Origin of the sequence: Intestinibacillus massiliensis (assembly GCF_900155735.1) — a bacterium.
Classification (GTDB): Bacteria; Bacillota; Clostridia; order Oscillospirales; family Butyricicoccaceae; genus Intestinibacillus; species Intestinibacillus massiliensis.
Genome location: NZ_LT707032.1, coordinates 12,586 through 35,894, shown reverse-complemented (window position 1 = coordinate 35,894; position 23,309 = coordinate 12,586). Strand labels below are relative to the sequence as shown.

Below are 23,309 nucleotides of genomic sequence, written 5' to 3'. Positions count from 1 at the left end.
CCGCTCTACCCCATCTGGAGTGTAAAAAAGGCCCCCCCCCCCCGGCCCCGCCCCCCCCCCCCGCCGCTGGCGCTGCTCCCGCTGTTCCCAGCAACCCCGCAGGCGGCCCGCCCCCTGCACCTGCCGCCGCGTCCAGCGAGAACCCCCCGGAGGAGGATATTTTCAAAGGCCCCCAGGAGCGGCCGGAAAATGTCAAGGTGATCCTGACGGGCGACCGTCTGCGCCGGTATTACCCCAATGTGGAGCTGACGCCCCGTGAGATCGAGGAGGACATTTATAGCAAGCTGGAACGGTGCCGCCAGATGGACGAGAAGCTAAGGCTCAAGGAGGAGATTTTCAAGAGAGATAAGGGCGGGCAGAGCCGGTGACGCCTGAAATCACCGCCCATATCGCCAATTTGGGCAAATACAACGCCGGGACCCTGACAGACGCCGCACTCGTATTTCCCACCACCACGGAGCAGGTGCAGGCGGCGCTTCGCTCCATCGGCGTGGACGGCCTGCGGTATGAGGAAATCATCATCACCGAGTATTCCAGCGGCGTCCCCGGCCTTGCGGCCTCCCTGGGCGAATATGCCCATCTGGACGAGTTGAACTATCTGGCCGCCCGCATGAGCGTTTTAGCGCCGGGCCAACTGGAGAAGTTCGCCGCCGCCGTCTGCCATGGGGAGTACGGCGGAAACCTGCAAGATTTAATCAACCTGACGTACAATCTGGACTGCTATGACCTGCTCCCCGAGGTCAAGACCTACGAGGACTACGGGCGGCTGCTGGTGGATACCCACCGTGAGTTTCACCTTTCCCCAAAGGCGCAGTATTACTTTGACTTCGCCGCCTACGGGGAGGATACAGCCATCAACGAGGGCGGAGAGCTGACGCCGCAGGGATATATCTGCAACAACCGCTCCCCGTTCCAAAAAGTCTACGACGCCCTGAATATCCCGCAGGAGTACCGGGTGTTCCAGTATCCCATGCAGGCCAAGGCCAGAGAGCGCCCGCCGGAACATCCGCCCGCCGCCCCTACACGTTAGCGCCCCACAGAGGGCGCTTTTTTTGTACCCATTTTCAGAAAAGGAGCTGATTTATTGAATGTTTTAGTAGTCGAGCCGGACTATGCCCCCTATGAAAAAGAGATCGACGGCCTGAATGAAATGCAGGCCACGGTGGGCGGCACGATCCAGGCCATTTACCCCTACGAGGAACAGGTGGCCGTTGTCTGTAATGATGATGGAATCGCGCTGGGCCTGCCGTTCAACCGCAGCATGGAGGGCGGCTACGGCGGCGTGTTCGGAACCTTTTTCGTCTGCGGCCTGGGAGAAGAAGATTTTTGTTCCCTGACCCCGGAGCAGATGGAGCGATACAAGCAAAAATTCCACCACGCGGAAATCCTGATAGGAGCCGAGGGCAACGAGGCAATCACCATGAAAGTGTCTCCCAAGCAGCGGAGCCAGCCGGACCAGCCCCCGCGTGCGCCCAAGCCGCCGGAGAGGTAAGCGCCCATGTCCCAGGCAATGGACGAACGGGTGGCCGAATTGACCGACAAGCTGGAGAACGGGATCAAGGAGCTTTACGCCAGCGGGCGGTATGCGGAATACCTCCGTGTTATGTCCAAATTCCACCAGTACAGTATCGGCAACGTCATGTTGATCTACCTGCAATGCCCCCACGCTACCCACGTTGCCGGTTACGGGACGTGGAAAAAGGAATTTGGCCGCCAAGTCAAACGGTACGAGACCGGCATCAATATTTTAGCGCCCTGCCCATACAAGCGCCTTGTGGAGCAGGAGCAGACCGACCCGGACGGCGAACAGCAGACAGACACGCGCATGGTCAAGATCATGCGGTTTAGGGTGACAACGGTTTTTGACGTGAGCCAGACGGAGGGCCGGGAGCTGCCCACATTGGGCGTGGACGAACTGACCGGCGACGTATCCGGCTTTTCTGAAATCTACGACCGGCTGGCCAAGACCTCCCCGGTCCCGGTGGAACAGGGCGAGGTCCCCGGCGTCGCAAAGGGCTATTTCAGCGCACGGGAACAGAAGATCGTCCTGCGCTCCGGCATGAGCCAGGTGCAGACCGTCAAAACGCTGGTGCATGAAATCGCCCATGCCCTGCTTCACGATCCGAAAAATCTTCCAAAGGAGAGAAAGGAGCGGAGGCATAAGGAGATAGAGGCCGAAAGCGTGGCGTATGTCGTGTGCCAGCACTTCGGCATTGAAACATCGGATTATTCGTTCGCGTATGTCGCCGGATGGAGCAAGGGCAAGGAATTGAAAGAACTGAAAGCGTCGCTCGACACCATCCGCACCGCGGCCTCCCAAATCATAAACGCCATTCAGCCGCCGGAGCGCGAGGCCCCGGAAGCTGTTCACCACCGTAAAAACGTCCTTTCACATTAGGAGGAAAACAGTATGGAAACTATCAACGCCAACACCGCCCGCATGGAAGAAATTGAAATCTTCACCATTCCCGCGCTGTTCACACCCCACCGGGTAGACCGCGCCGCCCTCCACCCGGGGCTGGCCTGCTATGAGATCGCGGCCCGCGCTGGCTCCCCCCGGCGTATCTTCTCCCTGACGGCGCAGGCCCGGGAGGAGGACTTCTACGGCACGGTTCTCACCCCCGTTCCCGTGGAGCTGCCGGAGAATGGGGAAAAGCCCATCGGCCCCGGCGACTTTCTCACCGGCACCGGGGCCGGGTACTTCACACCCGCTGAATTTGAGGATAAGTACCTGGCCCCCCACGACGCGGACTGACCCGGCCCCGCACAGCGGCGCCGTAGGCGTCGCTGTACGAGCAAGTACGTCATTTGTTAAACACAAACGACACTTGTTAGGGGGAACCCCTAAAACCCCACGCCACTAAATGCGTCCCACCGTGGGACGCATTTCTTCTATCACAAAATTATTGGAGGTAATGCCTTATATGACCATGAAGAAACGTATTCTTTCCCTGCTGCTGGCGCTGGCGTTGTGCGCCGGGATGATCCCCGCCGCCTCCGCCGCCCAGGTGAACAGCTACCACGACCCCGCCGAGCATTGGCTCTCCGCCGTGGGCCGGACCAATGAGCTGGACGCCAATGCCGTCGTGACCCGCGAGACGTTCAACTGCGTGGACTGCGGCAAGCCCACGTCGTTTGAGATCTTCCGCACGCCCGAGTACACCCGCGACGGCAGGACCGCCCTGAACCGGAATGTGAAGTATTCAGACGGTACATGTATCGACGGCGAGAGCGTGGGCAACGTCAACGACGGCACCCCCGGCAAGGACGCCTATTACACCGGCTACCACTGGACCAAGGCCGTGTGCGAGAATTGCGGCACGCTCAATTCCAACATGGGCGGCACCGGGTACGCCTATGGCCGCAATGTTTATTGGTTATACGATTGCGCGGCGGAGTTCACCGAGACCCTGCCCGAAAGCGTGACCTATGAATACGCGGACAGCCGCTACCACACCAAGACCACCACAGGCGGCACCTACTGCTGCTTCTGCTACGGCACCAATCACGAAAGGAAAACCGAGACGGAGAGGCACGACCTGGACGGCACGGTGCTCACCCAGCTTGCCAACCAGCGGTTTGTAGAGGTGGAAGCCTGCGCGGACTGCGGCTACACCCGTTCGGAGTATGTGGCGGCGAAATCCGTTGTTGCCAGCTACTACGGCGTGGCCGACGGCCAGCCCCACACGCTGTCCGTCACCGACCTGTCCGATGGGGGCGTCTCCACCGCCATCCGCTACGGCGGTAGTGCGGAATCCTGCACCATGACTTCCGCCCCCAACTACACCGAGGCCGGGCAGTATACCGTCTACTACCAGATCACCTATTCCTACGGCGGGGAGCGCATGACGGAGAACGGCGCTGCCTACGTCTGGCTCCGGGAGACGGCGGACGGCTCCTGCGGGTGCGGCTGCGGCGACCCGGACTGCGGCTGCCAGGACAAAAACTGCGGCGGCAACTGCTGTAATCAGCCCTGCGCCCACAATTTCACGCTGCTGGACAGCACGGCCCCCACCTGCTACACCCTGGGCTATGACCGCTACCTCTGTGTGGACTGCGGCAAAATCGAGAAACGGGACTACGAGGCGGCGCTGGGCCATGCGTGGCAGGGCGTGGTAGTCCGGGAGGCCGACTGCGAGACAGACGGCAAGCTGCTGGAAATCTGCAACCGCTGCGGTGAAGTGAAAGTGACCGAAACCCCCAGGGGGGAGCATGAGTACGAAACATACCCCGTGGCCGCCACCTGCACCAGCCCCGGCTACACTGTCAGCGAGTGCGCCGTCTGCGGCGACCGCCACATCACCGACATTACCGCCGCCCTGCCCCATGACTATGTTTCTTCCGTCACCCCGGCCACCTGCTAGACGGGCGGCCGCACGACGCACATCTGCTTTGGGTGCGGCAGCTCGTTCATTACGGATTATACAGACGCTTTGGGCCACACCTGGGACGCCGGTACGCCTGTCACCGGGGCCACCTGCACCGGCGAAGGTATGACAGAGTACCGCTGCACCCGCTGCGGCTTCCACCGGCTGGAGGGGGACGCCGCCAGCGGCCACGTCCCCGGCGAGGCGGCCACCTGCACCGAACCCCAGCTCTGCACCAAATGCGGCGCGGTCATTGCTAAGGCCCTGGGCCATGACTACACGGAGGAGACCACCCCCGCCACCTGCACCGAAATGGGCTTTACCGTCTTTACCTGCGCCCGGTGCGGCGACAGCTACACCGGCGGCTATACCGACGTGGCCGCCCACGACTACACGGAGGCCGTCACCGCCGCCACCTGTACGGAAATGGGCTTCACCACCTTTACCTGCGCCCAATGCGGCGAGACCCACAAGGGAGAATACACCAAGGCCACCGGCCACAAGGCGGGCGGCTGGATCATCGACAAGGCCGCCACCACCACCAGCGAGGGCAGCAAGCATACCGAGTGCGTGAACTGCGGCGTGGTGCTGGAAACCGCCGTGATCGAGAAGATTTACAACCAGGCCACCACCGATACCCACGGCGAGGCCACCGTGGGCGGCTACCTCGTCACCGTCACAGACACGGATACCCGCAACCCCGTCTCCGGGGCCGCCGTTGCGCTGGATAAGAATAACGCCCTCTCCATCCGTCTCCCCAACAGCCGCCTGCTGGATTATAACGATCAGACCACCATCACCGTCCAGCTTGTGAAAGACAAATCGGCAGTAGCGGATATGGCCGTGGCCGTCACCGATAAAAACGACAATTCCTGCGCAGGCAAGACCGACCGGGCGGGCAAGCTCACCGTCCCCGGCTCCATCGGCACCACAGACAGCGACGGCAGGGCCACCGTGGGTTATGAGGACGCCGACCGGGACTGCTTCACCCTGACTGTCCGTGTGGAGCACTACGAGACGGGCCGCCCCATCCAGGGCGCGGGCGTGGCCGTGGGCAAGACCGGCAACATCACCGTCACGCTCCCCAAGGGCGTGGATATGGACGAGGACCACAGGATCACCGTCACCGTGACCGACCAGAAGAAAAATCCCCAGGAGGGCGTGACCGTGATCGTCAAATCCGACCTGGGCGGCAAGGAGACCGGCGAGACTGATACAGACGGTTCACTGACCGTCCCCGCCGTGGAGGCGGAGGCCCAGCGCCACGGCGTCTACATCGTGGGCTATGGGGACGGCACCTTTGGGCCGGAGCGGAACATGACCCGCAGCGAGGCCGCCGCCATCTTCGCCCGCCTGCTGGCGGAGAAGAACGGCGATACCATTCCCACGGCGGCAGTCACCAAGTTTTCCGACATTCCCGCGGGCGCGTGGTATTCCGGCTATGTGCGGTATCTGAACGGCTACGGCGTCACCTATGGCCGGGGCCGGACCACCTTTGCGCCCAACGAGGCCATCACCCGCGCCGAGTTTACCGCCATGGCCGTGCGCTTCTTCGACGCCTACGGCGACGGCGACCCGGAGATCATGGAGCGGTACGAGGGCTTTACCGACGTATCGGACGGCTACTGGGCGGCGCAGTATATCCATGACGCCGCCGTGAACGGCTGGATCGTCGGCTACGGCGACGGCTCCTTCCGGGGCGGCGCGGCCATCACCCGCGCCGAGGTCGTCACCATTGTAAACCGCCTGCTGGGCCGGGAGGCCGACGCCGACTATATCAGCGGCTACCCCCGCAGGCTCAACACCTTTCCCGATGTACCCCGCCGCCATTGGGCCTACTACGCCGTGATGGAGGCCGCCAACGGCCACACCGCGGCCTATGATAAGTCCGGCGGCGAGGTGTGGAGTAAGTGAGGCAAGGCAAGTCTTTCCGGGAGAGCGCCCCCACCTGGGCGGCGTTCTCTTTTGTGGTCCTCTGGCTGGGCGCAGTTGCCGCCTATGCCTATGAGGACGATATGAACCTGATCGAGTTTATGGGGCGCTTCAACCTGGTGGTGGAGCGCCCCTTTGCCATCGGCTGGACAGCGCACACGCCCAAGTTCCTGCTGGGGGCGCTGGCCGCCTACGCCTGCGCCATCGGCCTGTACTGCTCCACCCGGCAGAACAGGCGGCCCGGCGAGGAACACGGCTCCGCCAAATGGGGCAGCGTCCGGCAGCTTGATAAAAAGTACCGGGACAAGGACCCAGAGAAAAACGTCATTCTCACCCAGCACCTGAAAATGGGGCTGAACAGCCGGAAGCACCGGCGCAATCTGCTGCAAATTGTAGTGGGCGGCAGCGGGGCTTCCAAGACCCGGGGTGTGGTAAAACCCAATATTTTCCTTGCAAATACCAGCTATATCGTGACCGATCCCAAGGGGGAGGTGCTGCGCTCCGCCGGGCCGCTGCTGCTGAAAAAGGGATACACCCTGCGGGTGTTCGACCTGATCGACCCCAGCCGCTCCGACCAGTACAACCCGTTCCACTACATCCGCAGGGATTCCGACGTGTTCCGGCTCATTGATAACTTCATCAAGAACACCACCCCCAAGAACGCCTCCAATTCAGATCCATTCTGGGAAAAGTCCGAGACCGCCCTCGACGCCGCGCTTATGCTCTACCTGCTCCATGAAGCGCCACCCCAGGAACAGAACATGGAGATGATTTTGACCATGATCGAATACGGCGGGGCCAAGGAGGACGACGACGATTATCAATCGCCGCTGGATTTATTGTTCGAGGCGCTGGCAGAGGAACAGCCGGGCCATATCGCCGTGCGGCAGTACAAGATTTTCCAGCAAGCCGCCGGAAAAACCGCCAAGAGCATTTTGGTGAGCGCGGCGGTGCGCCTGTCCGCGTTCACCCTCCCGGAAATCCAGAACATCACAGGCGGCGACACGCTGGAGCTGGAGAAGCTGGGCGAACGCAAGCAGGCCATTTTCTGCGTGATCCCCGACAGCAACGACAACTCCCTTAATTTTCTGGTGGGTATGCTCTACACCCAGGCGTTCCAGACCTTGTACTATCAGGCGGACCGGGTGCACGGCGGCAGCCTGCCCGTCCCCGTGAGGCTCCTTTTTGATGAGTTCGCCAATGTCGCCCTGCCTGACGGGTACGCCCGGTTGCAGGCCACCATGAGATCGCGCAACGTCATGTCCACCATCATTCTGCAAAATATCAGCCAGCTCAAAGAACTTTTTAAGGATTCGTGGGAAGGCATTATCGGTAACGCCGACGCCTTTGTTTATTTAGGCGGTAACGAACAGAGCACCCACAAGTACATTTCCGAGCTGCTGGGCAAGGAGACCATCGACACGGCCACCCACAGCCAGAGCAAGGGGCGCAACGGCTCCTACTCCCAGAACTTCCAACAGGCCGGGCGCGAGCTGATGACGCCGGATGAAGTCCGTATGCTGGACAACCGCCTTGCCATCGTCCTGCTGCGCGGGGAGCGGCCCGTGCTGGATGATAAGTACGAGCTGACGAAGCACCCCAATATCAAGCTAACGGAGGACGGCGGGGCCGCCCCTTACATTCACAGCCCCGTGTGCCTCTATGCCGTGGACGACCTTAGCTTTTCCTTTACCTCTCTGGACGAGATCGAAATTATTGAAGATATGGAGGAAACCGCATGAAGAAACTGAACCAGAAGAACGACCTCCGCGCCCGCGCCAAGGGCCGCCGCCTGATGGCGGTATGGACGGCCCTGGTGCTGGCCGTGTGTGTATTCACCGTCCCGGCCCTGGCCGCCGACGACCCGCTGGGCATTGTCAACAACCTGTCCGACTTCATTTTTAGCTGTATCAAGGCTATCGGTATCATCATCCTGGGCTGGGGCGTGGTGCAGGTAGGCATGAGCGTCCAATCCCACGACGCTAGCCAGCGCACACAGGGCTTTCTATGCCTGTTCGGCGGCCTGCTGATCGCGTTCTGCAAGGAGATTTTGACCACCATCGGCGTGGTGTAAAGCGCGGGAGGGGCGGGCTGTCACGCCCGCCCCGGCCCGGTTGAAACAAAGTCGAAAAATGCGTCCCACGGTGGGACGCATTTCAGGAGGTGACATTTTATCAGTGACAACTGGATCGTAGGAAACATAGAAAACGCGCTGGGGACCTGGAACGACAAGCTGGCCGAGCTTTGGGCGCTGCTCTCCCAATCGCCGGAGACGTTCAAGGGCGGCGACGTGTGGAATGTGATAACAGGCATTGCCAGCACCATGCAGGGCATTGGCTACGGCCTGCTGGTGCTGTTCTTCGCCATGGGTGTATTCCAATCCGCCGCGTCGTTCCGCGAGATACAGCGGCCGGAATACGCCCTGCGTCATTTCGTGCGCTTTGCGGCGGCCAAGGTGGCCGTGGGCTACTCCATGGAGATCATGACCGCCGTATTCAGTATTTGCGGCGGCATTATCAGCAATGTCATGTCCGGGCTGGGCGGCATGATCGGCGCGGGCGCGGACTTACCGGCGGAGCTGGTGACGGCCATTGAGGAGATCGGCTTTTTACAATCCATTCCCCTCTGGTTGGTATCCTTTCTGGCAAGCCTTGTCATTACCGTGCTTTCGTTCATTCTGATCCTGACCGTCTACGGGCGTTTTTTTAAGCTCTACATGTATACCGCGCTGGCCCCGCTCCCGCTTTCCTCTTTCGCCGGGGAGGGGACGGCGGCCACCGGCAAGGCGTTCATCAAATCGTATATCGGCGTGTGCATGGAGGGCGCGGTGATCGTGCTGGCCTGTCTCATTTACTCCGCGTTCTTGTCCAGCGCCACTCCGGCCGCGGACGCCTCTCTGCCAGCCGTCACCATGGCGTGGCAGTACCTGGGGCAGCTCGTCTTTAACATGCTGGTGCTCACCGGCCTTGTGAAAGGCGCGGACCGGATCGTAAAGGAGATGTTCGGCCTGTAAATGCGTCTCAATTCGAGACGCATTTTAGAGCATAGAGAAACGGCGGGCCGAAGCCCGCCGTTTTCCATGCGCTCATTAAGGCCGCCAGTCGCCGTACAGCGGCGTGGCCCTTGCCAGCAAATCCGCCTCTATCTCCCGTTCCTCCCGCCGCCGACGGATGATCTTCACCGCCCACAGCACCGCGGCGAACAGGACGCAGCCCGCGAACAGGGCGATACACGCCGTCTCATGCGCCGCCGCCCACTTTGGGAAGAACAGGCGCGTGGAGAGGAAGTACAGCGCCAGCGGCAAAAGCCACAGCTTCCACAGGACCTTGACCGCCAGCGGGAGCGCGGCCAGGATACAAAAAACGGTCAACAACTGCTGCCACATATTCATGGGGAGACCTCCTTTGAATCGTCTGATTTTGTGGTGTGTTTTCCTACTAATATTATCTCATGCCCCTAAAAACCTGTCAAATTATTGAACATTACGAGGTGATTGATTATCGAAGTCAAGATTCCAAAAGAAGTACGCAGGCACAAGGAGACTATCTTCTTCGGCCTTTCCGCCCGTCAGTTTTTGTGTGCGCTGCTGGCCGTGGGGATCGCCGCTGGCCTCTACCTGGGCCTGGGACAATTCATCGGCAGGGAGACGGCGAGCTGGGTATGTATCCTGGCCGCCGCGCCCGCCGCTGCGGCTGGATTTTTTGGGTATAACGGCCTGACGCTGGAGCAATTTGTCTGGGCCTTTGTCAAGTCCGAGCTGCTTTGCGCCGGGGGCCGGGTGTTCGTCTCCGAAAACATCTACTACTCCATGCTGGACCGAAAGGGGGCCTGCGATTTTGATTAAGTCCCTGATCGCCGCCAACAAAAGCGAAAAGGAGCAGTTCGCCATCCCGCGGAGCGTGCAGCAGTCCATTCCCATCAAGCGCGTGTATTCTGACGGGATCTGGCTGGTGGGCAACAAGCACAGCCGGACGTGGCGCTTTGCCGACGTCAACTATGCCGCCGCCAGCGACGAGGACCGGCGCAGTATCTTCCTCTCCTACGGCAGCGCCCTCAACGCCCTGCCCACGGACGCCGCCGCCAAGATCACCATTATCAACCGCCGCCTGAACCCCGTGGACTTCAAGCGCACGGTGCTGATGGCGGAGCGCGGGGACGGCCTGGACCATTACCGGGACGAATACAACCGTATCCTGACCGCCAAGGCCGCCGAGAGCAATAATCTGGTGCAAGAGAAGTACATCACCCTGTCCATCCAGCAGCGCAAGATCGAGGACACCCGCGCCTACTTTCGGCGGGTGGACGGCAACCTCTCCAAGAGCTTCGGCAAGCTGGATTCCGGGGCGCGGGCCATCTCCAACTATGACCGTCTGCGCCTGCTCCACGATTTTTTCCGGCCCGGCGAGGAACAGTTTTTCACGTTCGATCAAGCCGCCGCCATGCGCCGGGGCGTGGACTTCCGCGACCTCATTTGCCCGGACGGCTTGCAATTCAAGGCGAATCACTTTGAGATGGGCGGGAAGTTCGGGCGCGTACTCTTTTTGAAAGAATATGCCAGTTACATTAAAGATGAAATGATCTCCGACCTCTCCGACTTCGCCCGGAATCTCATGCTCTCCATTGATATTTTGCCGGTCCCCACCGACGAGGCCGTGAAAGAGATACAGAGCCGCATTTTGGGCATTGAATCCGACATTACCCGCTGGCAGCAGCGCCAGAACAGTAAGCAAAACTTCACGGCCACCGTCCCCTATGAGCTGGAACAGCTCCGGGCCGAGGCCAAGGAGTTTTTGGACGATCTGACCGTGCGGGACCAGCGCATGATGTTTGCCGTCGTGACCCTTGTTCATGTGGCCGACACGCTGGAACAGCTCGACGCCGACACTGAAACCCTGCTATCCATTGGGCGGGAGCATTTGTGCCAGTTCGCAACCCTGCGGTATCAACAGGAGGACGGCTTGAACACGGTGCTGCCCTACGGCCTGCGCCGGATCAAGGCCCTGCGGACCCTCACCACCGAGAGCACCGCCGTCCTTATGCCGTTCCGGGCGCAGGAGATACAAGACCCCGGCGGGCTGTTTTGCGGCGTCAACGCCGTCTCCAAAAACCTGCTGCTCTGTGACCGCAAGAAGCTCATTTCTCCCCACGCCTTTTACCTGGGCGTCAGCGGCAGCGGCAAGTCCATGGGCATGAAAAGCACCATTACCAACGTGGCCCTGGGGACGAGCGACGATATTATCATCATCGACGCCGAACGGGAATACGGTCCGCTGGCGCGGGCTTTGGGCGGAGAGGTCATTGTGATCTCTCCCAACAGCCCCCACCACATTTCCCCCATGGATATAGGGGAGGGCTACGACGACGGGGAAAATCCCGTTGCGCTCAAATCCGAGGTTATCACCAGTGTCTTAGAGCAGCAGATGGGCGCGGGCCTCATCACCGGCAGCCACAAGAGTATCATTGACCGCTGCACCGCCAACGTCTACCGGCCCTATCTGCGGAGCAAGGGCAAGCTGCCTGCGCCCCTCCTGACCGACTGGCGCAACGAGGTCCTGAAGCAGACCGACCCGGAGGCACGGGAGATCGCCCTGGCCGCCGAGCTTATCACCGAGGGCAGCCTGAACGTCTTTGCACACCCCACCAACGTCAACATGGACAGCCGGATCGTCGTGCTGGACCTCTACGAGATGGGCGAGGCCCTGCGGCCCACCGCCCTGGTCGTTACGCTGGAGGCCATTCAAAACCGCGTGGCCGCCAACCGCAAAAAGGGTAAATATACCTGGGTTTTTATCGACGAGGTATATCTGTACTTCAAGTATCACTATTCCGCGGAGGTGCTTTATCGGGCCTGGAAACGCTGGCGCAAATACGCCGCCCCGCTGACGGCGGCCACCCAGAATGTGGAGGAGTGCTTGCGCTCCGAGACGGCCCGGCTCATGTTCGCCAACTCTGAATTTCTGCTGCTGTTCAATCAGGCCGCCACGGACCGGCAGGAGCTTGCCAAGCTCCTCCACCTCTCCGAAACGCAGACCAGTTACATTGAAAACGCCGAGGCCGGGCATGGCCTCCTGCGCATGGGCGGCTCTCTGGTGCCGTTCTTCAACACCATCCCCCGCGACAGTGACCTTTACAAGCTCATGACCACCACCCCCGGCGAGGGATAAGCGTTTGTCGAAATGCGTCCCACCGTGGGACGTATTAAAAATTCCGCACCTATTTTATAAAATAGGTGCGGAATTTATGACAATACTGAAAGTTATTATTCCTCTGACCCAAGTGCAGCATAATCCAGTTTCATTTTATCTAACATATCCTTTTTGACATCCATATTTCTTCTTGTATTGTCCAATTGGATTTGAACATCAGTTGGCATAAACTTCGAATCGGCATACTTGTGCAATAACGAATCGATTGTTCGTTGACTCCGTTGTATTTTAATTTCCAACTTGGAAATACGGCGAGACAACTTCTCTGATTCTGAATAAATAGGCTTACGTTTCCTATTTGCTTCAGTTTCTACTCTTTTTACTTCCTCAATAACACGCTCATTATTGACATCTTGGTATTTGTGGGAATAAAGCTCAATAAAGTTGTTCATGGAGTACATATGAAAATGTTGAGCAGTTTTTTCAAAAAACTCTTTTCGCAGTTCTACCCGTGGCCCAACTATCCGTCCTTTTACCTTATACCACCAATCTTCTTTTTGATCATGTGTTACATAGATAATGTCTTTGTGGTTTTCAATTGCAAAATCTATGATTTGCATCCATACAATAAAATCGCCATAAGCATTGTTGTCATCGCTATCGGATTTTCGTTTATCGCTATCTTCATAACCAGGTGGCATTTTAGCCGCAAACCTTTGGACTGCCATCTCTTTTATTTCAGACAGTTTTTTATCATCGTAACGATTTCCGGTTCTCCCATTAAAAAGATCCAAAACTTTTAATAAAATCAAATCATCGCCTGGATTTTTAACCTGTATGTTTTGAGATCTGGATTGAGCAATCCATTCATCTAACGCCCGTTTTAATTGTTGGATTTCAACATCGGAATCCTGAAGATTAGATAAACTCTTTGCCTTAGCCAAGAAATCTGCTGCTTCCTTTTCAAACGCGTCATATTTATTACATACATCAAAAATGACAGCACATCGATTTTTCATAAATTCATATGCAACTTGATGGGGAAGCCAAATTCTTTCAGAAAGCTTTTCTAATGCACCAATAAGGATGCTACTGGTTCTACTTGAATACCGATAAAGATTTAATAGTACATTGGCATCAAATACAAAAATACCATTGTCCCAAAGAGTTTCTTTATCTTCTTTTGAAAGATCAATATATTCCCATATAGAATCCTTCATACTCGTTAGCTCCTAACATTGATTAATAAGCTATTCTTATTGTACACTAATTACTGCAAATTGACAATATAGTTTCTAAAACGTCCCAAGAAGGGCGTTTTTTATTTTGCTGGCAGAGGAGGTTATATTTATTTCTAATACAATAGAACGCAACTCAAAAGAAGTAATTAAGACAAAAAAAGAGGAATCCAAGCATCAAAAGCAGAATTATACCGCGAAAGCCGCCGGGCGTCAGCTCACCGCAAAGGGCCGGGAGGCCCTGGCCCAGCGGCCACGGGGCGAGGACGGCCCCGGCGAATACGCCGCCGACACCGCCGAGCAGACCGTCACCGGCTCCGTGGACGAGCTGACCGGCGCGGCGGGGCGCGGCGCAAAGAAAATCAAGACCACCGCCCAAAAACGGCGGGAGATCAAGACCCGCCAGAAACAGGAGGCGGAGCGGGCGGCAGCGGAGGCCCCCACCGGGCCGGAGGCCGCGCCCACNATAAAGGAGACGGGAGCGGGGGCGGAACCCAAAGGAGCAGCCGCCCGCCATATCAGAGAGGCCCGCGCCACCGGCGCGGACGCCCGGCCCGTCCTTTGAAAACACTTCTTTTTCTCCGTCAAATCCATCAATCAATCAATCTATCCCGTCCGGCCAAGCCGCCCCCCAGGGCGGCGGGCGGACGGCGATCAAGGAGCACATCAAAGGCAGCACCGCCCCCAAGCAGAAACCGGCGGGCGGCGCGGCCACCATCAAGACCCGGCAGGCCGTGGAGCGGACGGCGGCGAAAGCGCCCCCGAACCCCATCAAGACCGCAGCCCCCGGCAAGGCCCGGACCACCGCCCGCAGGGCGGCCAGCAAGGCCCGGCAGGAGATGGAGCGCCACGGCCAGCGCAAGCTGATCCAGCAGGCCAAGCAGACGGCCAAGGCCGCCGCCGAGCTGTCCCGGAAAATCGCCGTGGCCGTCACCAAGGCGGCCGCGGCCCTTATCAGCGCCGTCACCGCGTTCGCGGGCGGGGCCGTGCTGGTGGTGGCCTTGTGTATCGTCATTCTTGTGGCCGCCATCGTTTCCTCCCCGTTTGGGATCTTCTTCTCCGACGAGCAGAAAGCCCCGGACGCCATTGCGCCCTACGCCGCCATTTCACAGATCAACACGGAATACTTTGCCCGCGTGGAGGCGCTGAAAGCCGGGAGCTATGACAGTATCGAAATGCACGGCGCGCCCCCCAACTGGCGGGAGGTGCTGGCCGTGTTCGCCTGCAAGACCGCTGGAACGGACGACGGCGTGGACGTGGCCACCTTTGACCCCGACCGGGTGGAGCGCTTGCGGGCCGTTTTTTGGGACATGACCACGATCACATCTTCGGTGGAGACCATCCACCACCCCGGCAGCGGGGAGGATGATCCGGGCTGGACGGAATACATCTTGCATATCACCATCACGCCCAAGACCGCCGAGGAAATGGCCGACGAATACAACTTTACAGAAGATCAGCGGACCGCCCTTCATGAGCTGCTTGCCGGAGACAACGGCCCGTTTTGGGCCAAGGTGCTGTACGGCAGCGCCTCCGATACGGAGATCGTGGCCGTGGCCTTTTCCCAAATCGGCAACGTGGGCGGCACGCCCTATTGGTCCTGGTACGGCTTTGCGGGCCGGGAGGAATGGTGCGCCTGCTTCGTTTCCTGGTGCGCCAACGAGTGCGGCTACATCGACGCGGGGATCATTCCCAAGTTCGCGGGCTGTATCACCGGCTCCAACTGGTTCAAGGAGCGGGGCCAATGGGCGGAGAACACCATTGAGCCGTCCCCAGGCATGATTATCTTCTTTGACTGGGATGATGATTACGGGCAGGACGGCGAGGCCGACCATGTGGGGATCGTGGACCATGTGGAGGATGGCCGCGTCTATACCATCGAAGGCAATTCCGGCGACCAGGTGCGCCAGAACAGCTACCCCGTGGCGTACTATGAGATTTACGGCTACGGTATCCCGGCCTACCCATCCTAAGCGGCAAAAATAAATCCCACGGTGAGACGCATTTCCTGTCGAAATAAATCCCACGGTGGGACGCATTTTATCGCCCTGTACTTGACTTTTTTGAAGTCGGTACAGGGCGATTTTTTGCATTTTCCAGCGGTTTTGATAACATGGACATGGGGGAGAAAACGCCATGTTGAAACACTGGAAACCGCTCAAAATACTAAGCTGCGGGGCCGGGACGCCCAGCACCACGCTGGCCCTCATGGCCTGCGAAAACAAGCTGGCCGGGCAGCCCGTTCACCCTCTGGTGCCGGTATATGATTTTATCATTTTCTGCGATCTCCACGCGGAGCCGTCCTGGGTGTACCGGCAGACGGACTTTATCGCCGCCGCCTGCAAGCGGGCGCGTATCCCATTCGTCGTTCTGGACGCCGACCTCTACGGCGACTTCACCCGCAATTTTGGCAAGGCCCGCGTCTCCTCCATCCCGGCCTGGACCATAGGCCCGGACGGGAAGAAAGGCAAAATGCCCCGGCAATGCACCTGTGACTACAAAATTAAGGTGATCGACCGCTTCATCCGCCGCAAGCTGCTAGGCCTGAAATACCGCCAGCGGGCGAAGAAGCGGGACATTCACGCCCACGAGATGCACATGGGGATCATGGCCGACGAGAAGCGCCGCGCCAAGAAAAGCAAGCAGACCCTCTACAAAAATGTCTATCCTCTGGTGGAAATGGGCTGGACCCGCAGCGAGTGCTTCACCTACAACAAGGAGACCTGGGGGCTGGAGACCTGGGCCAGCTCCTGCGTGTTCTGCCCATTCCACACCTGCTTTTTCTTCCGCTACCTATGGGAGAACGAGCCGGAGAGCTACGACAAGGCCCGGCATGTGGATCACTTGATGGAAGTCAACGAGGCCGTGCCGCCCCTGACCAGCTCCCTCTACCTGACGAAGAAGCACAAGCGCCTGTATGAGCTGGACCCGACGGACTGCCGCGACGCGCAGACGTTCCCATACCAGGGCCGCCCCATTTGGAACGGCTTTTGACCGTCCCCAAATGCGTCTCACGGTGAGAAGTAATTTGTACTGCTTCTTATATTAAATAATGGTCAGGGCAGTTCATCTACATGTTTCCTTAAAAATTCAATGAAATGCTTACTAGCAATCGGCAAGCTATCTTTATCCCTGTATCCTATTGCAAGTGTCCGCTTAATTGGGGGAATCGTAGGTCGAAGGGTAAGGTGGTAATTTGTGCGGTGCAGAACCAGTTCCGCCAAGATACTCACCCCAAGCCCTGCCTCTACCATTGTCATAATTGCGTAGTCATCATGGATTGTGTAGCGAATATTTGGAGAAACCCCTAGTTTCTGAAACGCCTCAAGCGGTTCAGAATAGTGGCCCTCTTCCAGCAAAATAAATGGCTCGTGCGCCATTGCTTCCAACGGGATCGCCTTTAATTCCGTCAAGGGATGGTTTTCCGGAAGTACCGCTAGCATTGCACCATCTTTCAGAGGTAGTGTTTCGATACCTCTCACAGCACTTGGATTCACAAAGGCAAAATCCACAGCCCCTGTCTTGATCCATTCCTGAAACAGAGAATAGTCGCCCTGATGAAGCACAAATTCCACGCCGGGATATTTTGCTTGAAACTCTTTTAACAGTCCAGGCAGCCAGTGGGTTGAAATGCTGGAAATTGTCCCCATGCGAATAACTCCAGTTTCCAACCCTTTAATTTCGTCGGCTTTCTCTTGAACGGCTAAATATTGATAGACTAGCCGTTCAATTTGGGGATATAACTCCCCGCCTTCCAATGTAAGCCTTACTCCTGTGCGGGAGCGAATCAACAGTTTAATGGCTAGTTCGTCCTCCAAAGAGGCAATCATTTGGCTCATAGCGGACTGCGTATACCCCAATACCTCCGCTGCCTTTGAGAAACTGCCCAGTTCTACAATTTTTTGTAAAGCAAGATAGCGGTTCATAGTGACGATTCACTTTCTCTAATATTAGAATTAGATATTTTCGTTTTACTAATCATGATGTTGAGTATATACTAAAGTCAAATCAAATGCAAGGGCCTGACATTTGAAAATTCAGAATTTATTTAGCAGAAAAATACTTCAAAATTGCATTTTATTTTACGGGAGGTAATGAGAATGTCTTATCAGCAGGTGAAGGCATACTTAAATGATATGGGCCTTGCCGACCATATCACAGAACACAATCAAACTGGCGACACCGTGGAACATGCGGCTGAGACGATTGGCTGTACGCCTGCGGAAATTGCCAAGGCACTGTCCTTTCTCGTCGATGGTAAACCTGTCATGGTCGTCATGGCCGGAGATACTAAAGTGAACAGCTCCAAATTTAAGTCCTTTTTCCACCAAAAACCCAGCATGATTCCTTATGAGCAAGTAGAGGAACTGATTGGCCATGCTCCCGGAGGGGTATGCCCCTTTGCCGTCAACGAGGGAGTCCCGGTTTATCTGGATGCTTCACTCAAGAGATTTGCGGTAATCTACACTGCCGCCGGCACCGACATGGCTACCATCCGCCTCACAATGCCGGAACTGGAAACATACTCCCATTCCGTAGGCTGGGTGGATGTGTGTAAAGGCTGGTTCGCCAATGAAGTGGGACTCGGCGCATGATGGATCAAGTAAAAACTTTTCGCCGTATCCAGGATAGCTTTTGCCGCCAACAGTTTCCGACCTTGATAGGCGCGCAGCTAGAGGATGCAATGCCCGGTCAAGTCACGATCTCCTGCTGTCGGCGAGAGGAACTGACCCAACAGCAGGGACTACTCCATGGAGGAGTTGTAGCAACCATTGCGGATGTTGCCTGCGGATATACGGCGCTGACCGTCATCCCGGAAGGACAGGAAGTTTTGACAGTTGAATTTAAGATCAACTTGCTAAGGCCTGTAACCGGAAAGAAAATAATTGCCACCGGAAGTGTTGTCAAGGCTGGCCGATCACTAGTGGTCACAGAGGCAGAGGTGCGGGACGCCGAAAACGGTAAGCTAGTTGCAAAAACACTGGCAACAATAATCCCAGTAGACACACAAGATAATCAGTAATTATGAATGGAGGGGTGGTTTACATGAAAAAATGGATGAAGCAGCTTGGACATAAAAAGTGCGCCGTGTATTGCGGGAGACTGCTATGTGCTATGGTCGTGGTGGAATTGATAGCCGTAAAGTTGGTTCCCTTAAATACTATACCATTTAATCTTATGATGCTGCTTGTGGGCCTTTTGGGTGCTGCGGTTGTCCTGTTTTTGCAAGGGGTATGGACTGATTAAAAAATGATATTCAATAAAAGAGAGTGTGGTGGAACATAGTGTCTGAAAATATACTTGCAAAAGCGTATTCTGCTGAAGAATTTCAAAATATGGCTGGAAAGGTAATGTCTCTGATTGGGGAAAGTCTTTTGATTTCCCAGAAGGAGACAATACCGCAAACTATAAACTGGCAAGCGCCAGAAGAAACTCTTACATATTGGCAGAACGAGTTTAATTCCACGGAGAAAACAAGCCTGCCGGAACTACTGGAAAAGGTAATTGCCCACTCCATCAATTTTCACAGCAAGGGTTATGTGGGCCATCAAGTGGCTGTTACTCTGCCGCTGACTTTTCTGACCTCTGCTATCTGTGCATATTTGAACAACTGCACCACTGTCTACGAATTGGGGATGGCGGGAAATGCTATGGAAAAGGTGGTAGTCAATCATTTAGCCGAAAAATTTGGATACGACCAAAAGTCCACAGGCTTTGTAGTCTCTGGCGGTTCGATGGGCAATCTGACAGCACTAGTGACAGCTCGTACCTCTTTGGGCATTCGTGAAGAGGATTATTCAAAACTAGCTATTATGGTTTCCGCCGAGGCACATTACAGCGTAGAGCGCGCTGCAAAAATTATGGGGATACATAGTGAAAATATACTAAAAATCCCAGTGAATGAGCATTTCTCCATTCGTACCGATTTACTGGAGGATGCCTATCAGAATGCTGTATCACAACAAAAAATTGTGTTTTGTATTATCGGCTGCGCCTGTACTACCTCTGTCGGCGCTCATGATGATTTGAACGCCATTGCTGATTTTGCTCAAATGCACCAAATTTGGTTCCATGTGGACGGCGCCCATGGCGGCGCGGCCATCTTCTCTGAAAAATACAAGCACTTGCTTAATGGCGTTCATCGCTCCGATTCACTGATTGTGGACTTTCACAAGATGATGATGGCTCCACCTTTGTCTACGGCAATTCTTTATAATGCCGGAGAGAGAAAAATTCGGGAATTTTCTCCGAAAGCTACCTATCTTTGGCAGGACCAGCTTTCAGAGGAATGGTGGAACTCAGCAAAGCACACGCTGGAATGCACCAAACCTATTACCATACTTCATACATACGCTATTATGCGTCTGTACGGCGATGAGATTTACCGGCAAAATGTAGATACCCTCTACGATCTGGGTAGTCAATTCGCCAAAATGATAGAGCGGCGGAGTGATATGGAGCTTGCCTTGGAACCTTCCTGCAACATTGTCTGTTTCCGGTATATTCCAAATAACAACCGGAATGCGGATGAAGTGAACAAACGGATTTTGCACGAACTCACAAAAGAAGGAACCTATTATGTGGTAGGCACCACCATTAAAGATTGCTTTTATCTGCGTACCACTTTCATGAACCCCTACACCGATACGCTGTGCCTTTCCCATTTGCTTGATTGGATAGAGAATACAGCGAAAAACTCAATATAAAGTGTGAAATTATGGATACAAAAACTGATGTAAAAGAACGGTTGGCTCCCTGTGGTCTGCACTGTGGCAAATGCTTTGCCTTCTACGAGGGTGAAATTCACAATACTGCAATTCTTCTGCAAAAATACCTGGGGAATTTTGCACCTTATGCAAAACGGTTTGCCGTGCAGCTTGACCCTGTATTTGAGCAATACCCTGCATTTGCCGCCTTGCTGAACTATCTGGCGAACGCATCCTGTGGCGGATGCCGGGTAGAAAAATGTAAGTTCTATAAAAATTGTAAGCTACGGGCCTGCTCACTGGAAAGACAGGTAGACTTCTGCTATGAGTGCCCGGATTTTCCCTGTGAGCATACGGGCCTCGACGATGACCTATATAAGCGGCATGTTGCCATCAATCAGAAAATCGCGGAAATTGGTCCCAAGGCATATTATGACGAGATCAAAGACACACCGAGATATTAAAAACATCTCGATGGACGATAGGCAGGGCTGTTTTAGCTGATGAAAAAAGAATAGGAGACTGATACTAATGAACAAAGAGCCTTTGAAGCAGTATGTTGTGGACGCCTTTACAGACAAGGTGTTTCACGGCAATCCGGCTGCTATTTGTATTCTAAATGAATGGCTCCCGGAAAAGCTAATGATGGGAATTACCCTTGAAAACAATCTTTCAGAAACAGCATTTGCCGTTCAAGAGGGAGAAGCTTATCATTTGCGCTGGTTCACTCCCGGTGGTGAAATCAATTTATGTGGGCACGCCACACTTGCCGCAGCGTATATCATTACCCGATTTGTTGAACCGGATGCAAGTACAGTGCGCTTTGATACGCTAAGCGGCCGATTGACTGTGGAAAAAGCAGACGATTTACTGGCCATGGATTTTCCGTCCTTCAACCTTGCTCCCATCCCAGTTACGGCGGAATTGACCGCTGCCATCGGCATTCAGCCAGTGGAGGCGTACATGGGCGACGACTTAGTTTGCGTTTTAGAAAATGAGGAACAAGTGCGTAAGGTAGTCGCAAACCAAGAATTGATCCGCCAGATGGAGGGACTTCTGCTACATATCACAGCGCAGGGAACGGACTACGACTGCGTGACCCGCACATTTGCCCCCAAATGCGGCGTGGCCGAAGACCCGGTATGTGGCAGAGGACACTGCCATGTAATTCCCCTTTGGGCAAAAAAATTGGGCCGGGACACGCTGACAGCCTATCAAGCCTCCCCGCGGGGCGGCGTTTTACGCTGCTACCATACAGGAACACGGACAATATTAAGCGGTAAGGCTACATTGTATTCTAAGTCAGAGATATTTATTTGAATTAGATACAACTTCAGATACACTTACTACTTCACATGGACTTTGGCGGGACGGTATTCTATCGTCCCGCTTCTTTTTGCTTTAATATGCGAAAAAAGTAGAAAAATAAATCCCACCGTGGGACGCATTTTGCGAAATCAGCCGCTTTATATAACCTTTCCAGACCTTTTGACTACTTTTGCGCTTATCGGGCTGTTTGCCATTTTTTAGGATGTTAGGGAGCAGAAAGGCAAGAGGAGGAAGCCTATGACTGCCCAATATGAACGCTACAACGAGATCACGTTTGAATCCTACTGCAAGGTGAGCATTGACCGCGCCATCCTGAAAGGCCGCATGGAGAAATCCAACCGGGCGGGCTGGGAGCTTTCCCTCTCCGACCTGACCGACGCGCTGCTGTTCACGCTATGCGCCAACGACAACCCCGTGGAGGAAGCCGTGCAGAGGGCCATGCAGCGCCCCACCGTCTTTCAGGTGCGAGATGTCAGGATCATCGTACACGACCCTGAATTGGGACAAGCCCTGTCGTTCGTGCCGCCGCAAAAACGTGACGTACTTCTGCTGTCCTACTTCCTGAACATGAGCGACCCGGAGATCGCCCGCAAGCTGGGCGTGAGCAAGAGCGCCGTCCAGCGGCGGCGGGTGTCGGCGGTGGAAACCCTACGGAGATTTTACAGAGGAGGCGCACAATGAAACAGACGCCCTTTGCCATCATCAAGGCCGCCAAGGAGTGCGACGCCGAGGCCGTGGACTATATCCGCAAGCATTTTGAGGGATACATAGCCAGCCAATGCCTGACCACCATTGAGGACGAATTGGGCCGTACCCATTCCTTTGTAGACGAGGACCTGCGGTATCAGGCGGAGATCGCCCTGTTCGCCGCCATCTTCAAGTTTCAATTCAAGGAGCCGCCCGACGGCTTCACCGGCTGATATTGTCATTCGGCAGAAGCGCGTCGCGGGCGGCGCGCTCCTGCGGGCTGACAACCGGCCCCGGCTATATGCCTACATGCTCTTTGAAAATTGAATAGGGCAATCAGATACATTCCGTATGTGTCGAGCCGGGCGGCGGGTGCGCCGGAAGATCCCACCGGGAAAGGAGGCGAGAGCCGGGAGGGACGAGCGAACACCACCAACGCCGCAAGCAGCTTTGGCAGGGCTGCGGGCCACGATCCACATACGGGCATAATGATACTTGCGTCGGCTATGCGTCACAGCGTAGGACGCCCCGCCATCAGAATGGGGGGAGGCACGTTAATCCTATGGAGCGGCAGCCAGCCGCCGTCTGTTCTGCCTTTGATAAATGGAATGTGAATTAAGAAATCCGCACCGGCCAACGGTGCGGATTTTGTCATTTAATGCGTCCCACCGTGGGACGCATTTCTACATAGTACATAGGAGGTGTTTCAATGGCTGGCCGTACCCCCGAAAAGCCGCCGAAGATAGAGACAGAGATAAAGATAGGCAATACAACCTACATCGTAGCCGCCCATTACGCCGAAAGCGGCGTCACCGTTTCTGAAAAAATAAAGCGTCTGCTTGACAAGGAAACCAAGAAGAAAAATTGGTGAAAATGCGCGAAAATTTGACGCTTTTCTTGACA

General features: G+C 55.9%; 26 protein-coding genes. 23 read left to right on the top strand and 3 right to left on the bottom strand.

The genetic code is table 11. The features are described from left to right. Positions 1 to 197 precede the first annotated feature (197 nt). The 10 genes from CZ203_RS14345 (at position 198) to CZ203_RS00650 (ending at position 9,312) form a co-directional block, all read left to right on the top strand. Entirely contained in the window at positions 198 to 368 is a 171-nt protein-coding gene (locus tag CZ203_RS14345) for a hypothetical protein (RefSeq protein ID WP_159456287.1), read from the top strand. Beyond that, the gene (locus CZ203_RS00685; RefSeq protein WP_087064187.1) at positions 365 to 1,030 is read left to right on the top strand and encodes an antirestriction protein ArdA; all 666 of its coding nucleotides are present in this window, start codon (positions 365 to 367) and stop codon (positions 1,028 to 1,030) included. Before CZ203_RS14345 ends, CZ203_RS00685 begins: the two co-directional genes overlap by 4 nt. 54 nt (positions 1,031 to 1,084) lie before the next feature. Next, positions 1,085 to 1,492 (top strand): DUF3846 domain-containing protein, encoded by a 408-nt coding sequence (locus CZ203_RS00680; RefSeq protein ID WP_159456286.1) that lies wholly within the window; start codon positions 1,085 to 1,087, stop codon positions 1,490 to 1,492. A gap of 6 nt (positions 1,493 to 1,498) precedes the next feature. Continuing rightward, positions 1,499 to 2,398 carry an ArdC-like ssDNA-binding domain-containing protein gene (locus tag CZ203_RS00675; protein ID WP_087064185.1) on the top strand — a complete coding sequence of 300 codons (900 nt, stop codon included), beginning with the start codon at positions 1,499 to 1,501 and terminating at the stop codon, positions 2,396 to 2,398. Between the two features lie 12 nt (positions 2,399 to 2,410). Then, positions 2,411 to 2,755 (top strand): LPD28 domain-containing protein, encoded by a 345-nt coding sequence (locus CZ203_RS00670; protein WP_087064184.1) that lies wholly within the window; start codon positions 2,411 to 2,413, stop codon positions 2,753 to 2,755. A 169-nt stretch (positions 2,756 to 2,924) separates the two neighbouring features. After that, a complete protein-coding gene (locus tag CZ203_RS15010) occupies positions 2,925 to 4,364 on the top strand; it encodes a hypothetical protein (RefSeq protein WP_235847423.1) in 1,440 nt (479 codons plus the stop codon). Between the two features lie 129 nt (positions 4,365 to 4,493). Then, positions 4,494 to 6,281, top strand: a complete 1,788-nt coding sequence (locus CZ203_RS15005) for an S-layer homology domain-containing protein (protein WP_235847422.1) — start codon at positions 4,494 to 4,496, stop codon at positions 6,279 to 6,281. Then, the gene (locus CZ203_RS00660; protein ID WP_235847421.1) at positions 6,278 to 8,041 is read left to right on the top strand and encodes a VirD4-like conjugal transfer protein, CD1115 family; all 1,764 of its coding nucleotides are present in this window, start codon (positions 6,278 to 6,280) and stop codon (positions 8,039 to 8,041) included. The genes CZ203_RS15005 and CZ203_RS00660 overlap by 4 nt, the downstream gene beginning before the upstream one ends. Further along, on the top strand, positions 8,038 to 8,373 hold the full coding sequence (locus CZ203_RS00655) for a glutamyl-tRNA amidotransferase (protein WP_143436030.1): 336 nt from the start codon (positions 8,038 to 8,040) through the stop codon (positions 8,371 to 8,373). Before CZ203_RS00660 ends, CZ203_RS00655 begins: the two co-directional genes overlap by 4 nt. Positions 8,374 to 8,472: 99 nt before the next feature. Continuing rightward, positions 8,473 to 9,312, top strand: coding sequence for a hypothetical protein (locus CZ203_RS00650; RefSeq protein ID WP_087064183.1), 840 nt, complete (start codon positions 8,473 to 8,475; stop codon positions 9,310 to 9,312). Between the two features lie 75 nt (positions 9,313 to 9,387). Here the strand turns inward: CZ203_RS00650 and CZ203_RS00645 are convergent, their stop codons facing one another. Then, a complete protein-coding gene (locus CZ203_RS00645; protein ID WP_087064182.1) occupies positions 9,388 to 9,690 on the bottom strand; it encodes a hypothetical protein in 303 nt (100 codons plus the stop codon). Between the two features lie 102 nt (positions 9,691 to 9,792). Between CZ203_RS00645 and CZ203_RS00640 the strand changes: the two genes are divergently transcribed. Both CZ203_RS00640 and CZ203_RS00635 read left to right on the top strand, forming a co-directional pair. Beyond that, on the top strand, positions 9,793 to 10,143 hold the full coding sequence (locus CZ203_RS00640; RefSeq protein WP_235847420.1) for a PrgI family protein: 351 nt from the start codon (positions 9,793 to 9,795) through the stop codon (positions 10,141 to 10,143). Then, complete coding sequence (locus tag CZ203_RS00635) at positions 10,136 to 12,463, top strand: VirB4-like conjugal transfer ATPase, CD1110 family (RefSeq protein ID WP_087064181.1); 2,328 nt, start codon at positions 10,136 to 10,138, stop codon at positions 12,461 to 12,463. The genes CZ203_RS00640 and CZ203_RS00635 overlap by 8 nt, the downstream gene beginning before the upstream one ends. Before the next feature lie 95 nt (positions 12,464 to 12,558). On the opposite strand, the gene CZ203_RS00630 is transcribed toward CZ203_RS00635, so the two are convergent. Next, complete coding sequence (locus tag CZ203_RS00630; protein ID WP_087064180.1) at positions 12,559 to 13,665, bottom strand: PIN domain-containing protein; 1,107 nt, start codon at positions 13,663 to 13,665, stop codon at positions 12,559 to 12,561. Between the two features lie 752 nt (positions 13,666 to 14,417). Here CZ203_RS00630 and CZ203_RS00620 point away from each other — a divergent pair. Then, positions 14,418 to 15,656: a CHAP domain-containing protein gene (locus tag CZ203_RS00620; RefSeq protein ID WP_235847419.1), complete on the top strand. Its 1,239-nt coding sequence runs from the start codon at positions 14,418 to 14,420 to the stop codon at positions 15,654 to 15,656. Between the two features lie 163 nt (positions 15,657 to 15,819). Then, entirely contained in the window at positions 15,820 to 16,677 is an 858-nt protein-coding gene (locus tag CZ203_RS00615) for a hypothetical protein (RefSeq protein WP_087064178.1), read from the top strand. A 62-nt stretch (positions 16,678 to 16,739) separates the two neighbouring features. On the opposite strand, the gene CZ203_RS00610 is transcribed toward CZ203_RS00615, so the two are convergent. Then, positions 16,740 to 17,609 (bottom strand): LysR family transcriptional regulator, encoded by an 870-nt coding sequence (locus CZ203_RS00610; RefSeq protein WP_087064177.1) that lies wholly within the window; start codon positions 17,607 to 17,609, stop codon positions 16,740 to 16,742. A gap of 174 nt (positions 17,610 to 17,783) precedes the next feature. Here CZ203_RS00610 and CZ203_RS00605 point away from each other — a divergent pair, with 174 nt between their 5' ends. The 9 genes from CZ203_RS00605 (at position 17,784) to CZ203_RS14090 (ending at position 23,277) form a co-directional block, all read left to right on the top strand. Then, positions 17,784 to 18,278, top strand: a complete 495-nt coding sequence (locus tag CZ203_RS00605) for a YbaK/EbsC family protein (protein ID WP_087064176.1) — start codon at positions 17,784 to 17,786, stop codon at positions 18,276 to 18,278. Next, positions 18,275 to 18,706 (top strand): PaaI family thioesterase, encoded by a 432-nt coding sequence (locus CZ203_RS00600; protein WP_235847418.1) that lies wholly within the window; start codon positions 18,275 to 18,277, stop codon positions 18,704 to 18,706. The genes CZ203_RS00605 and CZ203_RS00600 overlap by 4 nt, the downstream gene beginning before the upstream one ends. A 23-nt stretch (positions 18,707 to 18,729) precedes the next feature. Beyond that, positions 18,730 to 18,930, top strand: a complete 201-nt coding sequence (locus CZ203_RS00595; protein ID WP_087064175.1) for a hypothetical protein — start codon at positions 18,730 to 18,732, stop codon at positions 18,928 to 18,930. A 38-nt stretch (positions 18,931 to 18,968) separates the two neighbouring features. Continuing rightward, complete coding sequence (locus CZ203_RS00590) at positions 18,969 to 20,390, top strand: pyridoxal phosphate-dependent decarboxylase family protein (protein WP_143436028.1); 1,422 nt, start codon at positions 18,969 to 18,971, stop codon at positions 20,388 to 20,390. 11 nt (positions 20,391 to 20,401) lie between these two features. After that, on the top strand, positions 20,402 to 20,854 hold the full coding sequence (locus CZ203_RS00585; protein WP_087064173.1) for a DUF3795 domain-containing protein: 453 nt from the start codon (positions 20,402 to 20,404) through the stop codon (positions 20,852 to 20,854). A gap of 67 nt (positions 20,855 to 20,921) precedes the next feature. Further along, positions 20,922 to 21,710, top strand: a complete 789-nt coding sequence (locus CZ203_RS00580) for a PhzF family phenazine biosynthesis protein (protein ID WP_407927687.1) — start codon at positions 20,922 to 20,924, stop codon at positions 21,708 to 21,710. 246 nt (positions 21,711 to 21,956) lie between these two features. After that, positions 21,957 to 22,400: a sigma factor-like helix-turn-helix DNA-binding protein gene (locus CZ203_RS00575; protein WP_087064172.1), complete on the top strand. Its 444-nt coding sequence runs from the start codon at positions 21,957 to 21,959 to the stop codon at positions 22,398 to 22,400. Next, positions 22,397 to 22,639 carry a helix-turn-helix domain-containing protein gene (locus CZ203_RS00570; RefSeq protein ID WP_087064171.1) on the top strand — a complete coding sequence of 81 codons (243 nt, stop codon included), beginning with the start codon at positions 22,397 to 22,399 and terminating at the stop codon, positions 22,637 to 22,639. Before CZ203_RS00575 ends, CZ203_RS00570 begins: the two co-directional genes overlap by 4 nt. Positions 22,640 to 23,115: 476 nt before the next feature. Further along, positions 23,116 to 23,277: a hypothetical protein gene (locus CZ203_RS14090; protein WP_143436027.1), complete on the top strand. Its 162-nt coding sequence runs from the start codon at positions 23,116 to 23,118 to the stop codon at positions 23,275 to 23,277. Positions 23,278 to 23,309 lie beyond the last annotated feature (32 nt).

Bases quoted from the DNA above. Each gene is read 5' to 3' on its own strand.
- CZ203_RS00675 (WP_087064185.1), top strand. From the start codon at position 1,499: ATGTCCCAGGCAATGGACGAACGGGTGGCCGAATTGACCGACAAGCTG.
- CZ203_RS00670 (WP_087064184.1), top strand. From the start codon at position 2,411: ATGGAAACTATCAACGCCAACACCGCCCGCATGGAAGAAATTGAAATC.
- CZ203_RS15010 (WP_235847423.1), top strand. From the start codon at position 2,925: ATGACCATGAAGAAACGTATTCTTTCCCTGCTGCTGGCGCTGGCGTTG.
- CZ203_RS15005 (WP_235847422.1), top strand. From the start codon at position 4,494: ATGACAGAGTACCGCTGCACCCGCTGCGGCTTCCACCGGCTGGAGGGG.
- CZ203_RS00655 (WP_143436030.1), top strand. From the start codon at position 8,038: ATGAAGAAACTGAACCAGAAGAACGACCTCCGCGCCCGCGCCAAGGGC.
- CZ203_RS00645 (WP_087064182.1), bottom strand. From the start codon at position 9,690: ATGAATATGTGGCAGCAGTTGTTGACCGTTTTTTGTATCCTGGCCGCG.
- CZ203_RS00630 (WP_087064180.1), bottom strand. From the start codon at position 13,665: ATGAAGGATTCTATATGGGAATATATTGATCTTTCAAAAGAAGATAAA.
- CZ203_RS00615 (WP_087064178.1), top strand. From the start codon at position 15,820: ATGTTGAAACACTGGAAACCGCTCAAAATACTAAGCTGCGGGGCCGGG.
- CZ203_RS00610 (WP_087064177.1), bottom strand. From the start codon at position 17,609: ATGAACCGCTATCTTGCTTTACAAAAAATTGTAGAACTGGGCAGTTTC.
- CZ203_RS00605 (WP_087064176.1), top strand. From the start codon at position 17,784: ATGTCTTATCAGCAGGTGAAGGCATACTTAAATGATATGGGCCTTGCC.
- CZ203_RS00600 (WP_235847418.1), top strand. From the start codon at position 18,275: ATGATGGATCAAGTAAAAACTTTTCGCCGTATCCAGGATAGCTTTTGC.
- CZ203_RS00595 (WP_087064175.1), top strand. From the start codon at position 18,730: ATGAAAAAATGGATGAAGCAGCTTGGACATAAAAAGTGCGCCGTGTAT.
- CZ203_RS00585 (WP_087064173.1), top strand. From the start codon at position 20,402: ATGGATACAAAAACTGATGTAAAAGAACGGTTGGCTCCCTGTGGTCTG.
- CZ203_RS00580 (WP_407927687.1), top strand. From the start codon at position 20,922: ATGAACAAAGAGCCTTTGAAGCAGTATGTTGTGGACGCCTTTACAGAC.
- CZ203_RS00575 (WP_087064172.1), top strand. From the start codon at position 21,957: ATGACTGCCCAATATGAACGCTACAACGAGATCACGTTTGAATCCTAC.
- CZ203_RS00570 (WP_087064171.1), top strand. From the start codon at position 22,397: ATGAAACAGACGCCCTTTGCCATCATCAAGGCCGCCAAGGAGTGCGAC.
- CZ203_RS14090 (WP_143436027.1), top strand. From the start codon at position 23,116: ATGGCTGGCCGTACCCCCGAAAAGCCGCCGAAGATAGAGACAGAGATA.